Source organism: Stenotrophomonas sp. Steno-C15 (assembly GCF_056393265.1).
In genome coordinates this window covers 16,365-27,878 of sequence record NZ_JBWJPF010000019.1, presented here as the reverse complement: position 1 = coordinate 27,878, position 11,514 = coordinate 16,365, and the positions used below count along the sequence as shown (strand labels likewise).

Here is an 11,514-nt window from a genome sequence, read left to right as displayed (position 1 = left end):
CGGTAGCAGGAGGATCGCGCGGTGCTGCTGTGCGCCGGTCAGTCTTCCAGGCGAAGCACCGCGCCCGGCTTGAGCACGCTGCTGCCACTCAGGCCATTCATCGACAGCAGCGCCTTGACCGGCATGCCGTAGCGACGGGCAATGGTCCAGGCCGACTCGCCGTTGCGCACCGTATGCCGACGGCTGCGCGGACGGTCGACGGCGGCGGCGACGGTGCGGGCAACCTGCGGCGCTGGCGAGGCAGCGGGGGCAGAGGTGGGCGAAACCGAGGCCGCCAGCGCCGTCGTGCTGTCCACCACGTCGGCGGTCGCCGCTGCGACAGGGGCCAGCACCCGGGTGGTGCCCGTGGGGCGGCCACCGGCGGCCAGGGCGGGATTCAGGCGGGCGATGCGTGCCGGGTCCAGTGAGCGCTGGGCGGCCCACTGCTGGACGCTGGTGCCGGCCGGCAGGGCATGATCCTTCAGCACCGGCACGGTGCGGTCCAGCGAGGCCATGACGCCCGGCTGTTCTTCCACGTCTTCCAGCACGCAGGCCAGGGCGTGAAGCTTCTCGACGTAGGCATAGGTGACCGGCGACAGTCCGGGCAGGGCTGAGGGCGTGGCGTTCTGCGCATTCATGCCTGCCTTGCGCAGCGCCTGCAGCACGCGATATTCGCCAGCGTTGTAGGCCATGGTGGCCAGCCGCCAGTCGCCGCCGAACATGCCGTGCAGGGTTTTCAGGTAGCGCACCGCGGCCTGGGTCGAATCCACCGCCGACAGGCGGCCGTCGTAGCCGTTGGCCATCGGCACGCGATGGTTGCGGGCGGTGGTGGCGATGAACTGCCACAGCCCGGTCGGTCCGCTGCCATTGCGGGCATTGGGCCGGTAGCCGCTTTCCACGAAGGGAATCAGCGCGAATTCGGTCGGCAGGTTGGCCTTGCGCAGTTCTTCGACCACATAGCCGAACAGGACCAGTGCATCGTCATCCTGGTTGGCCAGGCGCGAAGGGGCGTGCGCGAACTGCTTCTGCCAGCGCGGGCTGGTGGCCTCGGCGTCGCAGGTGGGTTCAGCCAGGCCATCGCGGAAGCTGGAGAAGATCTCCTGGCCATTGCGCACCGATGCAGGTGGCAGCGAAGAGGCGTCCAGGGGCAACGCAGCAGCGGCGGTGAGATTCTGGCCGATGCCAGCGCCCAGCGACTGCGCGCCTGCGGTTCCGGCCAGCCCCAGAGCGATGCCCAGGGCCAGCGGCAGACTTCGGCGCATCATGCGCGGAAGCCGTCTTTCCAATGCCGGAGACCGGCCATGACATCGACATCGTCAACGACGTCGCGCCCCAGGTGCGCCGACACCGCCGCGCGGATCGGCGCGGTGTGCACACGCAGGAACGGATTGCAGTCCAGTTCGTTGGCCAGGGTTACCGGCAGGGTGGAACGGTCATCGCGGCGCATGGCCAAAGCCTCCTCTTGGCGCTGCCGCAGGGCAGCGTTGGCGGGGTCGACATGCCGCGCGAAGACGGCATTTGACACGGTGTACTCATGGGCACAACAAAGCAGCAGTCGTGCAGGCAAGGTACCCAGCGTGCGCATCGATGCCAGCAGCTGGGACGGCGTACCTTCGAACAGGCGTCCACAGCCCAGGCTGAACAACGAATCTCCGCTGAAAAGATGTTCAGCAGTGTGAAACGCGATGTGGCTGCGGGTATGCCCGGGCACGGATAGTACGTGGAACGTCCGGCCCAGTGCCTGAACGCGTTCACCTTCGCCGACGCGTTCGGTGGCGGTGGTGATGCGTTCCTCCACCGGTGCGACCACCCGCGCGCCGGGAAAACGGGCACGCAGGGCCGGCACGCCACCGATGTGGTCGTCGTGATGGTGGGTCAGCAGGATGGTATCCACGCGCAGGCCCTGTTCGGCCAGCGCGAGCACCGGCGCGGCATCACCGGGATCGACGACGATGGCAGCGCCTTCATCATCGATCAGCACCCAGATGTAGTTGTCCGCAAATGCGGGCAGGGCAGTCAGTCGCATAGAATTGGACCATGCCCGCGCTGCAGAGCACCCGTCAAGCGAGCCTGGCCCCGTGGTTCGACAGCGAGCCGGCGGCGGCCCTGCGCGTGCTGGAGCGGCAACTGCTGTTGCCACAGCTGTCGGTGCTGCCCGCACAGCCCTGGATGTGGATCGCGCCGAGCGCTGCCTGGCTGGATGATGCGCAGCCGGGCGGGCGCGGCCTGCGCCTGTACCGCAATGGCGGCCGCTACGCCGGCGATGCGTGCTGCGGTCTGCCGCTGCCGCTGGCCACCGAAAGCGTCAATGCCATCGTGCTGCAGCACGTGACGGCCGCTGATGCCGACCAGCTGCTTGACGAGTGCGAGCGGGTGCTGATGCCCGGCGGCCATCTGTGGTTGAGCAGCCTTAATCCGTTCAGTCCGTTCCGCACCCACTGGCGCCAGCATGGCCTGACGGTGCGTACGCCGCAGCGGATCCGCCAGCTGCTGGGTCGTCACGGGCTGGACTGCGACGACATGCGCTACCTGGGCCCGCTCTGGCAGGGCGCCGGCAGTCGTGGCCGCGGGGGTTGGGCCCCGCTGCGCGCGGCCTGCCTGTTCCATGCCGAAAAACGTACGTTGGCCCTGCCCGGGCCGACACCGCTGCCGGTGCGCTGGCATGGCACCGTTGCTACCTGATTCTGGAGCTGTATTGAAAACCATCGAAATCCATACCGACGGATCCTGCCTCGGCAATCCCGGTCCCGGCGGCTGGGCCGCGTTGCTGCGTTACAAGGACCACGAGCGTGAACTGAGCGGCGGCGAAGCGCATACCACCAACAACCGGATGGAACTGATGGCGGCCATTTCCGGCCTGGAGGCGTTGACCGAGCCCTGCAACATCGTGCTGTTCACCGACTCCCAGTATGTGCGGCAGGGCCTGACCCAATGGATGCCGGGCTGGATCCGCAAGAACTGGAAGACCGCCGGCGGTGATCCGGTGAAGAACCGCGAGCTGTGGGAGCGGCTGCATGCGGCGACGCTGCGGCACCAGATCGACTGGCGCTGGGTGAAGGGGCATTCCGGCGATCCGGACAACGAACGCGTCGATACGCTGGCGCGCAATGCCGCCATCCAGATCCGCGATGCCAGCCCGGTAAACTGAGCCCATGCGTCAGATCATTCTCGATACCGAAACCACCGGCCTGGAGTGGAAGAAGGGCAACCGCATCGTCGAAATCGGCTGCGTGGAGCTGTTCAAGCGTCGCCCCACCGGCAACAACTATCACCAGTACATCAAGCCGGACTGTGAGTTCGAACAGGGCGCCCAGGAAGTCACCGGCCTGACCCTGGACTTCCTGGCCGACAAGCCCGAGTTCGCGCAGATCGCCGACGAGTTCCTGGCGTTCATCGACGGCGCCGAGCTGATCATCCACAACGCGGCATTCGACCTGGGCTTCCTCGACAACGAGTTGTCCCTGCTGGGGCCGCAGTACGGGAAGATCACCGATCGCTGCACCGTGATCGACACCCTGGCGATGGCGCGCGAGCGTTTCCCGGGCCAGCGCAACTCGCTCGATGCGCTGTGCAAGCGGCTGGGCGTGGACAATTCGCACCGTGCACTGCACGGCGGCCTGCTCGATGCGCAGATCCTGGGCGATGTCTACATCGCGCTGACGTCAGGGCAGGAAGAGATCGGCTTCGGTCTGGGCGAGGACGAGGCCGGCGCGGGTGGCGCGGTGCTGCAGGCGTTCGATGCTGCCAAGCTGCTGCCGCGTCCGCGCGTGGTCGCCACCGCATCGGAACGTGAAGCGCACGCCGCGCGACTGGAACGCCTGCGCAAGAAGGCCGGTCATGCGCTGTGGGACGGCCCGAAGGTGGAAGAGCCCGCCAGCGCGTAGACCCTCGGCGCAGGGTCCGCGTGCGGCCCGCTGGCTCAGTGGCAGCGGACCAGGATCACGCTGATGTTGTCGCGGCCGCCGCCATCAAGCGCGGCGGCGACGAGCGTATCCACGCATTCCTGTGCGCTGGCGTCGTCGAAGGCCAGCGTGCGGGCGATGCCACGATCATCGACTTCCTCGGTCAGGCCATCGCTGCACAGCAGCAGCTGCATGCCGGGACGAAGTTCGCCACGGGTGGTGGCCACGTTCAGGTGCGCCGGATCGGTCACGCCCAGCGCCTGGGTGACCACATTGCGGTGCGGATGCGCGCGCGCCTGCTCCGCGGTCAGGTTGCCCTGCGTGACCAGTTCCTGCACCACGCTGTGATCCTGGCTGAGCTGGGCCAGCTGGCCGTCGCGCCACAGGTAGGCCCGGCTGTCACCGACCCAGGCCACTTCGTAGCGATTGCCCTGCACGCGCGCGGCGACCACGGTGGTGCCCATCGGCAGCGTATCGTTGCGTCGCCGCGAAGCGCGGATGATCTCTTCGTCGGCCGTGCGGATGGCCTGCTCCAGCGACGCGCCGCGGCGGATCTCGCGGACGATGGCTTCGCGCGCCAGCGCGCTGGCGACCTCGCCGCAGGCGTGCCCGCCCATGCCATCGGCCACCAGCCACACGCCCAGCTCGCTGTCACCGTAATAGGTGTCCTCGTTGAGCTCGCGGCGCAGGCCGGGATGGGTGAGATGTCCGAATTCGATCATGGTGTGCGGGGCGGAGTAGCGCGGGGGAGAGGGCATCATCACGGCGTGACCGGCATCCGGCAAGGCATGGCGGCAGGAAAATTGCGCCGCAGGCCCCAGGAGACTTGTCGGCAGCCTCACTTCCTCGTATGATGCGCGTCCCCGGTTCGCCGGGGACCACCCGGAGAGGTGGCAGAGTGGTTGAATGTACCTGACTCGAAATCAGGCAGGCGTTTATAGCGCCTCGGGGGTTCGAATCCCCCCCTCTCCGCCAGATGAAGAAGAAAGCCGCCCCCCGGGCGGCTTTTTTCGTTGTCCGGCTGGCCGCGCGCGTTGCGGGGCGGCAATGGATCTCCCCTCGGGGTGCTGCGGGTTAACATGTACGCATCACCTGCTGGAGCTCCCCCATGACTGCTGAAATCCTCGTTCCCGTGTCCTTTGGCGAACTGCTCGACAAGATTTCGATCCTGCAGATCAAGTCCGAGCGGATCAGCGACGAGGGCAAGCTGGCCAACGTGCGCAAGGAGCTGTCGGCGCTGGAGCAGACCTGGATGGCGCACCCGGCCGCGGTCAAGGACATCGCCAAGCTGCGCGGTGAACTCAAGGCCGTCAACGAGCAGTTGTGGGACATCGAGGACGACATCCGCCTGAAGGAGAAGGCGCAGGCGTTCGACCAGGGCTTCATCGACCTTGCACGCAGTGTGTATCTGCGCAACGACGAGCGCGCTCGCATCAAGAAGGCGATCAATCTGGCACTGGGCTCTGCCTACGTGGAAGAGAAGTCGTACCAGGATTACGCACAGCGCGGGTGAGATGGATCCGCCGGGCGTGGCCCGGCGCTACCGATGATCCATCGACTCAGGTGAGGTGGTCGGTCACGTAACGTTCGAAGGCGGCGATGCCGTCCTCGACCGTGATCAGTTCCATCACATCATCGAACTCGATCTTGGTGCCCCACTTGAGGTCGGCGGCCTGCTTGCCGAGATACTTGCGTGCGGCGTCGTCATAGCGGTCCACGCAATAGCGGCGATCCGAATACGGGCCGCTGCGGTGCGGGTTGCTGGCCGCGTGCAGGCCCAGCACCTTCGCTCCCATGGCATTGGCGATATGCATCGGTCCCGAATCGGGTGTCATCACCAGATTGGCGCGTGCCAGCAGCGCAGGCAGCTGCTTGAGCGTGTCCTTGCCGACCAGGTCCAGTGCCGGCATGTGCAGCTGGGCCTGGATCGCGTCGGCCATGCTGCGTTCCAGTTCACTGCGCCCACCGCACAGCACCACCCGCCAGCCGCGCTGCGTGGCATGGTTGGCGACGGCCGCGTAGCGGTCGGCGTACCAGTTGCGGCGGACGTGGCTGGAGCAGGGCGAAATCATCAGTACCGGCCGGCCATCATCCTGCCACTGCGCCGCGGCCCACTCGAAGGCCGACTGCGGCACGGCCAGGTCCCAGCTCACGTCGGTCTGGCACAGGCCCAGCGGCTCGCAGAAGCTGCCGATCGCGTCCAGCACATGGATACCGGGGCGGTCCGGAATGCGTTCGTTGATGAACAACCCATGCAGGTCCTTCGAGCGGCTGCGGTCGTATCCGATGCGGCGTTCGGCCGGGATGAACGCTGACAGCAGGTTCGCGCGGAAGGCCACCTGCATCTGCAGCAGCGCCTCGAAGCGCCCCGGTGGCAGCTGCTTGCGCAGCTCCTTGACGCCGGCCATGCCGCTCTTCTTGTCGTAGGCATGGAAGGTCACGCCCGGCAGACCCTCGAGCAGCTTCTGCCCGGCCTTGTCGATGATCCAGTGGATCGGCGTGTCCGGGCGTGCGGCCTGCAGCGTACGCACCAGGGGCACCACGTGGGTGACATCGCCAAGTGCGGACAGGCGCAGAAGGCACAAGGATGAGGACGCTGATGCCATGTGTTGTTAGACTCAAAGAAATGGTCGCATTCGACGCCAATGAAGCGCTGACGCCATGCCGCGAGGGTCGCGGCATCGGGGCCATTCTGTTCGACCGCGAGCGCCTGCGGCAAGCCGACATCGGCCTGTTCGCTCCCCAACACTGGGGCAGCCGGGCCCGGCCGGTGGGCGAAGGGGGACGTGGCAGCGCCTGGTTCGTCGACGCGCCGTTCGGCCCCAGCGTGCTGCGCCACTATCTGCGCGGTGGCCTGGTGGCCAGGATCAGCCACGACCAGTACCTGTGGCGGGGCGCCGACCGGACCCGCAGTTTTGCCGAGTTCCGGCTGATGCGGGCCCTGCGCGCGCTGAAGCTGCCGGTTCCCCGGCCGGTGGCGGCTTTCTACATGCGGCAGGGCATGCGCTACCGGGCGGCGATCCTGATGGAACGGATCGAAGGGGTGCGTTCGCTGGCCGACCGCGCGCTGGTTGCCGGACGTGGCGCGCCGTGGGAAGAGACCGGTCGGCTGATCGCCCGCTTCCACCGTGCCGGCCTGGACCATGCCGACCTCAACGCGCACAACATCCTGTTCGACAGCAACGGCCATGGCTGGCTGATCGACTTCGATCGTGGCGTCATCCGCATTCCGGCCACCGCCTGGCGGGAGCGCAACCTCAAGCGCCTGCTGCGCTCGTTGATCAAGCTGCGCGGCGAGCGCAGCGTAGAGGACGTGCAGAAGGACTACGCGCGGCTGCGCCGCGCCTATGACATGGCCTGGAACCGGGGCACCTGATGGACTGGTCGTTGCGTTTCCTCGGCGTCGGCAATGCGTCGGCGGTCGAGTTGGGATCACCGATGTCGGTGATCGAGCGCGAAGGTCGGCCGTGGTTGACGATCGACTGTGGCGGGGAAGGCCTGACCGCCTTCAAGGCGCACTACGGCCACATGCCGCAGGCGCTGTTCATCACGCATGTCCACCTGGACCATGTGGCCGGTTTCGAGCGGCTGTTCGTGGATACCTACTTCAACGCGCAGCGGCGTGGGAAGGTGCGCCTGTATGTGCCGGCCACCGTGGTGCCGCTGCTGCACAGGCGCATCGGCGATTACCCCAATGTGCTGGCCGAGGGCGGTGCCAATTTCTGGGATGCGTTCCAGTTGGTCGTGGTCGGCGACGCGTTCTGGCATGAAGGCGTGCGCCTGGAAGTATTCCCGGCACGCCACCACTGGCCGGAGACCGCCTATGGGTTGCGCCTGCAGGGCGCGCTGACCTGGAGCGGTGATACCCGGCCGATCCCGGAGATGCTGGCGCGGTACGCCAGTGACAACGAGCTGATCGCCCACGACTGCGGCCTGCACGGCAATCCATCGCATACCGGGGTCGATGATCTGGAGCGCGAGTACAGCGCTGAGCTGCAGGCGCGGATGATGCTGTACCACTACGCCAGCGTGGCCGATGGTGCTGCGCTGGCCGCGCGCGGACACCGCGTGGCACAGCCGGGCCAGTGCGTGCCGCTGGCGACCCCGACCGCGCCGCACGTGCTGGCGCAGGATCCGCCGTGAATACCTCTGGCCAGCCTGCCGACGCGGCGCTGGCGGCCGAGCTGGAACATCTGGAACGCGCGCTGCACACCCCGCAGGTGCGCGGTGATCGCGCGCGGCTGTCGGAACTGCTGGATGAGGATTTCAGCGAGATCGGCAGCTCCGGCCAGTGCTATGGCCGTGCGGCTGCGCTGGCGGAGATTCCGCTGGAGCGGGCGCAGGTGCAGATCGAATCGGAGCAGTACGCGGTCTCGTTGCTGGCACCAGACCTGGCCCAGGTGCGTTATCGCAGCCGCTACCACCTGGATGGCCAGCCGCAGCGCTGGGTGCTGCGCAGTTCGTTGTGGCGCAGGCATGGGCAGGGATGGCGGGTGGTATTCCATCAAGGGACGCCCGAAGCACGGTAGCGCCGGCGAGGGGGCCAACCAGGGTTGACCTCTTACCAGAGCGCGGCACTGCCAGAAAGGCGATGGCCCCGCCGGCTGACCTCGGCGCCCGCGTCGATCGATACCGTTGCTGCCTTCCGGCCCTGGCGGGGTTTTCGACCTAGCGTCGCGAGGGGCCGACGGGGCCACCATAGAGACGTTGGCCGCCCGGAGGCGGCCTGTTCACGGATCAGGGGAAGCAGCGCAGGGTGCGCCGGAGACCACAGCCGGACTGCACATCGGCTGGCCGATGGCAGGCGCGCATTCTAGCGCAGGCATGCGTATCGACGCCAGCGCCATGCGCTGAATCTGCTGTAACCCGCGGCGCGTATTCGCGGCCGGGCGGCGCGGGCGTTGCTAGAATCCCGGGCCAGGAGGAACGACCTCCCCCGCATCGGGAATCAATGACCAGGACGGCCTGGCCCTGCCAAGAGGAGGGCCGTCATGGCCTGGATCTATCTGTTGTTCGCTGGCCTGCTGGAAATCGTCTGGGCCGTGTCGATGAAGCAATCGGAAGGCTTCACCAGGCTCACTCCCACCCTGGTCACTCTCGCCGGCATGATCGCCAGTTTCTGGCTGCTGGCCGTGGCCATGCGCAGCCTGCCGCTGGGAACGGCTTACACGATCTGGACAGGCATCGGCGCGGTCGGTGCCTTCGTGGTCGGCATCGTGTTCCTGGGTGAACAGGTCAGCCCGATGCGGATCGGCGCGGCGGTGTTGATCGTGTCGGGGCTGGTGCTGATGAAGCTGTCCAGCAGTTGAGGCTGGGGGCAGTTTCCTGGACAACCGACTGCCCACCAAATAAAAAAGCCGCCCGATGGGCGGCTTTTTTATTTGTCTGGCGGAGAGAGGGGGATTCGAACCCCCGAAGCGCGGTTTAGACGCTTACACACTTTCCAGGCGTGCTCCTTCAACCACTCGGACACCTCTCCGGATCCCTGCCATCGGCAAACGCCTCAGCAGGGGCGCAGATTCTAGCGGGCGGCGCGGCAGGACACAAGCACCCATTCAGGGCGCCTCGCAGGCGGAGGGGGATGGACAGGCGTGGCACAATGGAGCTTCCGATGGAAGACGGTGGCCTGATGTCCTATCTCGTCCTTGCCCGCAAGTGGCGTCCGAAGCGTTTTGCCGAGCTGGTGGGCCAGGAACACGTGGTCCGTGCGCTCAGCAATGCGCTGGACAGTGGCCGGGTCCACCACGCGTTCCTGTTCACCGGTACCCGCGGTGTGGGCAAGACCACCATCGCGCGCATCTTCGCCAAGTCGCTGAACTGCGAGCAGGGCACCAGTGCCGATCCGTGCGGCCAGTGCCCGGCCTGCCTGGACATCGATGCCGGTCGCTACATCGACCTGCTGGAGATCGACGCCGCGTCCAACACCGGCGTGGATGACGTCCGTGAGGTGATCGAGAACGCGCAGTACATGCCCTCGCGCGGCAAGTACAAGGTCTACCTGATCGACGAAGTGCACATGCTCTCGAAGGCGGCGTTCAACGCGCTGCTGAAGACGCTGGAAGAGCCGCCGGAGCACGTCAAGTTCCTGCTGGCCACCACCGATCCGCAGAAGCTGCCGGTCACCGTGCTCAGCCGCTGCCTGCAGTTCAACCTCAAGCGCCTGGATGAGGACCAGATCCAGGGCCAGATGACCCGCATCCTGGCGGCCGAGGAAATCGAAGCCGACGGCAGTGCCATCGTGCAGCTGGCCAAGGCCGCCGACGGCAGTCTGCGCGACGGTCTGTCGCTGCTGGACCAGGCCATCGCCTACGCCGGTGGTGCGCTGCGCGACGATGTGGTGCGCACCATGCTGGGGACCGTCGATCGCACCCAGGTGGCAGCGATGCTCGATGCCCTCGCCGAAGGTGACGGGTCGCGCCTGTTGCAGGTGGTGGCGGCACTGGCGGAATTCTCGCCGGACTGGAGTGGCGTGCTGGAGGCCTTGGCCGAAGGCCTGCATCGCATCCAGGTGCAGCAGCTGGTACCGGGTGTTGCCGCCGCAGGTGAAGGCCTGGACGCGGCAGCGTTCGCCGGGCGGCTGCGTCCGGAGGTGGTGCAGCTCTGGTATCAGATGGCCCTGAACGGCCGTCGCGACCTGTCGCTGGCGCCGAGCCCGCGCGCGGGCTTTGAAATGGCCGTGCTGCGCATGCTGGCGTTCCGCCCGGCAGCGTCGGTGCCGCCGGTGCCGCGTTCGGTGGATGCCGCCGGCGGTGCCGCCGGGGGGGCGATGCCCGGTGGTGGGGCGGGTGCTGGCAGCCAGGAAACGGCCCCGGTGGCCGCCGCTGCCGCGATCCCGGCCCGCGTGCCTGCGCAGGCCGCCCCACGCGAACCCGACCCGGAGCCAGAGCCGGCGCCCGAACCCGAACCTGATCCGGCGCCTGAGCCGAAGCCGGTTCCGGTCGAAGAACCGGTGTCGCCGCCGCCGGTCAAGGCCGACGGCATCCCGGTGCCGGTGGCCGTCGATGATCTTCCGCCGTGGGCCACGGACGAGGCCGAGGCCCGCGACCAGGCACTGGCTGCGGATGTCGCCACGCCGGACGCGGCCATGGTCGCGCCCTGGCATGAGCCGTCGCCTCCTGTCGCTGCATCAGCCGCGCCCGAGCGTCCGTTCCGTTCCGAGGGCATCGTCATCGCTCCACCTGCGCCCGTCGCGTCGGCGGAGACGGGCGCGCGGGCTGACATCGGCGAGCTGGCGACGGCGGAAGACTGGCTGGACCTGGTCGCCAACAGCGGCCTGAGCGGGCCTTCACGGCAGCTTGCGGCCAATGCCGCCTTCATCTCCTGCCGGCAGGGGACCTTGAAACTGGGGCTTTCGCCCGGATTTGAGTACCTGCGCTCGGAACGCGCGCTGGCCGCTCTTGGCGAAATGCTGGAAAAGGCCTTGGGGCACGCGCTGAAGATCGTGGTCGAGACCGTGGAAACCGAACACGTTCCGGCCGAGACCCTGCACCAGCGCGCCGATCGCCAGCGCGGCGAGCGGCAACAGGTGGCAGAGGCTGTTTTCATGGACGATCCGGAAGTGCAGGTGCTGATCCAGCAACACGGCGCCCGGGTCGTTTCCGATTCCATCCGTTCTTTTGACGAGTAAGACACT

General features: G+C 67.3%; 13 protein-coding genes, 2 tRNA genes and 1 other RNA gene. 10 read left to right on the top strand and 6 right to left on the bottom strand.

Translation table 11 applies throughout. The features are described 5' to 3' along the window. Window positions 1-38 precede the first annotated feature (38 nt). The gene (locus AC06FB_RS14150; protein ID WP_111187163.1) at window positions 39-1,244 is read right to left on the bottom strand and encodes a lytic transglycosylase domain-containing protein; all 1,206 of its coding nucleotides are present in this window, start codon (window positions 1,242-1,244) and stop codon (window positions 39-41) included. Next, window positions 1,241-2,005, bottom strand: coding sequence for a hydroxyacylglutathione hydrolase (gene gloB / locus AC06FB_RS14145; RefSeq protein ID WP_053519052.1), 765 nt, complete (start codon window positions 2,003-2,005; stop codon window positions 1,241-1,243). The genes AC06FB_RS14150 and gloB overlap by 4 nt, the downstream gene beginning before the upstream one ends. An 11-nt stretch (window positions 2,006-2,016) precedes the next feature. Here gloB and AC06FB_RS14140 point away from each other — a divergent pair, with 11 nt between their 5' ends. The 3 genes from AC06FB_RS14140 to dnaQ are packed head-to-tail and all read left to right on the top strand — an operon-like array spanning window position 2,017 to window position 3,863. Further along, window positions 2,017-2,661, top strand: a complete 645-nt coding sequence (locus AC06FB_RS14140; protein ID WP_164152163.1) for a methyltransferase domain-containing protein — start codon at window positions 2,017-2,019, stop codon at window positions 2,659-2,661. A gap of 13 nt (window positions 2,662-2,674) precedes the next feature. Continuing rightward, entirely contained in the window at window positions 2,675-3,127 is a 453-nt protein-coding gene (gene rnhA / locus AC06FB_RS14135) for a ribonuclease HI (protein ID WP_053519056.1), read from the top strand. Between the two features lie 4 nt (window positions 3,128-3,131). Further along, window positions 3,132-3,863: a DNA polymerase III subunit epsilon gene (gene dnaQ / locus AC06FB_RS14130; RefSeq protein ID WP_053519058.1), complete on the top strand. Its 732-nt coding sequence runs from the start codon at window positions 3,132-3,134 to the stop codon at window positions 3,861-3,863. A 35-nt stretch (window positions 3,864-3,898) separates the two neighbouring features. Here dnaQ and AC06FB_RS14125 read toward each other — a convergent pair whose 3' ends face one another. Continuing rightward, on the bottom strand, window positions 3,899-4,603 hold the full coding sequence (locus AC06FB_RS14125; RefSeq protein WP_053519060.1) for a PP2C family protein-serine/threonine phosphatase: 705 nt from the start codon (window positions 4,601-4,603) through the stop codon (window positions 3,899-3,901). Window positions 4,604-4,765: 162 nt separating this feature from the next. On the opposite strand from AC06FB_RS14125, the gene AC06FB_RS14120 reads away from it, so the two are divergent. Both AC06FB_RS14120 and AC06FB_RS14115 read left to right on the top strand, forming a co-directional pair. Continuing rightward, a tRNA-Ser gene (locus AC06FB_RS14120) sits at window positions 4,766-4,856 on the top strand. 133 nt (window positions 4,857-4,989) lie between these two features. Continuing rightward, window positions 4,990-5,394: a DUF6165 family protein gene (locus AC06FB_RS14115; RefSeq protein ID WP_053519062.1), complete on the top strand. Its 405-nt coding sequence runs from the start codon at window positions 4,990-4,992 to the stop codon at window positions 5,392-5,394. 46 nt (window positions 5,395-5,440) lie between these two features. Here AC06FB_RS14115 and AC06FB_RS14110 read toward each other — a convergent pair whose 3' ends face one another. Continuing rightward, complete coding sequence (locus AC06FB_RS14110) at window positions 5,441-6,487, bottom strand: glycosyltransferase family 9 protein (RefSeq protein ID WP_478053801.1); 1,047 nt, start codon at window positions 6,485-6,487, stop codon at window positions 5,441-5,443. Between the two features lie 20 nt (window positions 6,488-6,507). Here AC06FB_RS14110 and AC06FB_RS14105 point away from each other — a divergent pair, with 20 nt between their 5' ends. Genes AC06FB_RS14105 through AC06FB_RS14095 form a run of 3 tightly spaced genes read left to right on the top strand, consistent with a single transcriptional unit; the run spans window position 6,508 to window position 8,410 of the window. Beyond that, entirely contained in the window at window positions 6,508-7,257 is a 750-nt protein-coding gene (locus AC06FB_RS14105) for a 3-deoxy-D-manno-octulosonic acid kinase (protein WP_263177706.1), read from the top strand. Beyond that, window positions 7,257-8,024, top strand: a complete 768-nt coding sequence (locus AC06FB_RS14100; RefSeq protein WP_065175949.1) for an MBL fold metallo-hydrolase — start codon at window positions 7,257-7,259, stop codon at window positions 8,022-8,024. Before AC06FB_RS14105 ends, AC06FB_RS14100 begins: the two co-directional genes overlap by 1 nt. Further along, window positions 8,021-8,410: a nuclear transport factor 2 family protein gene (locus AC06FB_RS14095; RefSeq protein ID WP_053519070.1), complete on the top strand. Its 390-nt coding sequence runs from the start codon at window positions 8,021-8,023 to the stop codon at window positions 8,408-8,410. The genes AC06FB_RS14100 and AC06FB_RS14095 overlap by 4 nt, the downstream gene beginning before the upstream one ends. Before the next feature lie 65 nt (window positions 8,411-8,475). On the opposite strand, the gene ffs is transcribed toward AC06FB_RS14095, so the two are convergent. Continuing rightward, window positions 8,476-8,572: signal recognition particle sRNA small type (gene ffs, locus AC06FB_RS14090), an RNA gene on the bottom strand. A 300-nt stretch (window positions 8,573-8,872) separates the two neighbouring features. Between ffs and AC06FB_RS14085 the strand changes: the two genes are divergently transcribed. Continuing rightward, window positions 8,873-9,190 (top strand): DMT family transporter, encoded by a 318-nt coding sequence (locus AC06FB_RS14085; protein ID WP_053519073.1) that lies wholly within the window; start codon window positions 8,873-8,875, stop codon window positions 9,188-9,190. Between the two features lie 77 nt (window positions 9,191-9,267). Here the strand turns inward: AC06FB_RS14085 and AC06FB_RS14080 are convergent. Next, window positions 9,268-9,360, bottom strand: a tRNA-Ser gene (locus AC06FB_RS14080). Between the two features lie 132 nt (window positions 9,361-9,492). Here AC06FB_RS14080 and dnaX point away from each other — a divergent pair. Further along, on the top strand, window positions 9,493-11,508 hold the full coding sequence (gene dnaX / locus AC06FB_RS14075) for a DNA polymerase III subunit gamma/tau (RefSeq protein ID WP_478053800.1): 2,016 nt from the start codon (window positions 9,493-9,495) through the stop codon (window positions 11,506-11,508). Window positions 11,509-11,514: the final 6 nt, after the last annotated feature.

Bases quoted from the DNA above. Each gene is read 5' to 3' on its own strand.
- AC06FB_RS14150 (WP_111187163.1), bottom strand. From the start codon at position 1,244: ATGATGCGCCGAAGTCTGCCGCTGGCCCTGGGCATCGCTCTGGGGCTG.
- gloB (WP_053519052.1), bottom strand. From the start codon at position 2,005: ATGCGACTGACTGCCCTGCCCGCATTTGCGGACAACTACATCTGGGTG.
- AC06FB_RS14140 (WP_164152163.1), top strand. From the start codon at position 2,017: ATGCCCGCGCTGCAGAGCACCCGTCAAGCGAGCCTGGCCCCGTGGTTC.
- dnaQ (WP_053519058.1), top strand. From the start codon at position 3,132: ATGCGTCAGATCATTCTCGATACCGAAACCACCGGCCTGGAGTGGAAG.
- AC06FB_RS14125 (WP_053519060.1), bottom strand. From the start codon at position 4,603: ATGATCGAATTCGGACATCTCACCCATCCCGGCCTGCGCCGCGAGCTC.
- AC06FB_RS14115 (WP_053519062.1), top strand. From the start codon at position 4,990: ATGACTGCTGAAATCCTCGTTCCCGTGTCCTTTGGCGAACTGCTCGAC.
- AC06FB_RS14110 (WP_478053801.1), bottom strand. From the start codon at position 6,487: ATGGCATCAGCGTCCTCATCCTTGTGCCTTCTGCGCCTGTCCGCACTT.
- AC06FB_RS14105 (WP_263177706.1), top strand. From the start codon at position 6,508: ATGGTCGCATTCGACGCCAATGAAGCGCTGACGCCATGCCGCGAGGGT.
- AC06FB_RS14100 (WP_065175949.1), top strand. From the start codon at position 7,257: ATGGACTGGTCGTTGCGTTTCCTCGGCGTCGGCAATGCGTCGGCGGTC.
- AC06FB_RS14085 (WP_053519073.1), top strand. From the start codon at position 8,873: ATGGCCTGGATCTATCTGTTGTTCGCTGGCCTGCTGGAAATCGTCTGG.
- dnaX (WP_478053800.1), top strand. From the start codon at position 9,493: ATGGAAGACGGTGGCCTGATGTCCTATCTCGTCCTTGCCCGCAAGTGG.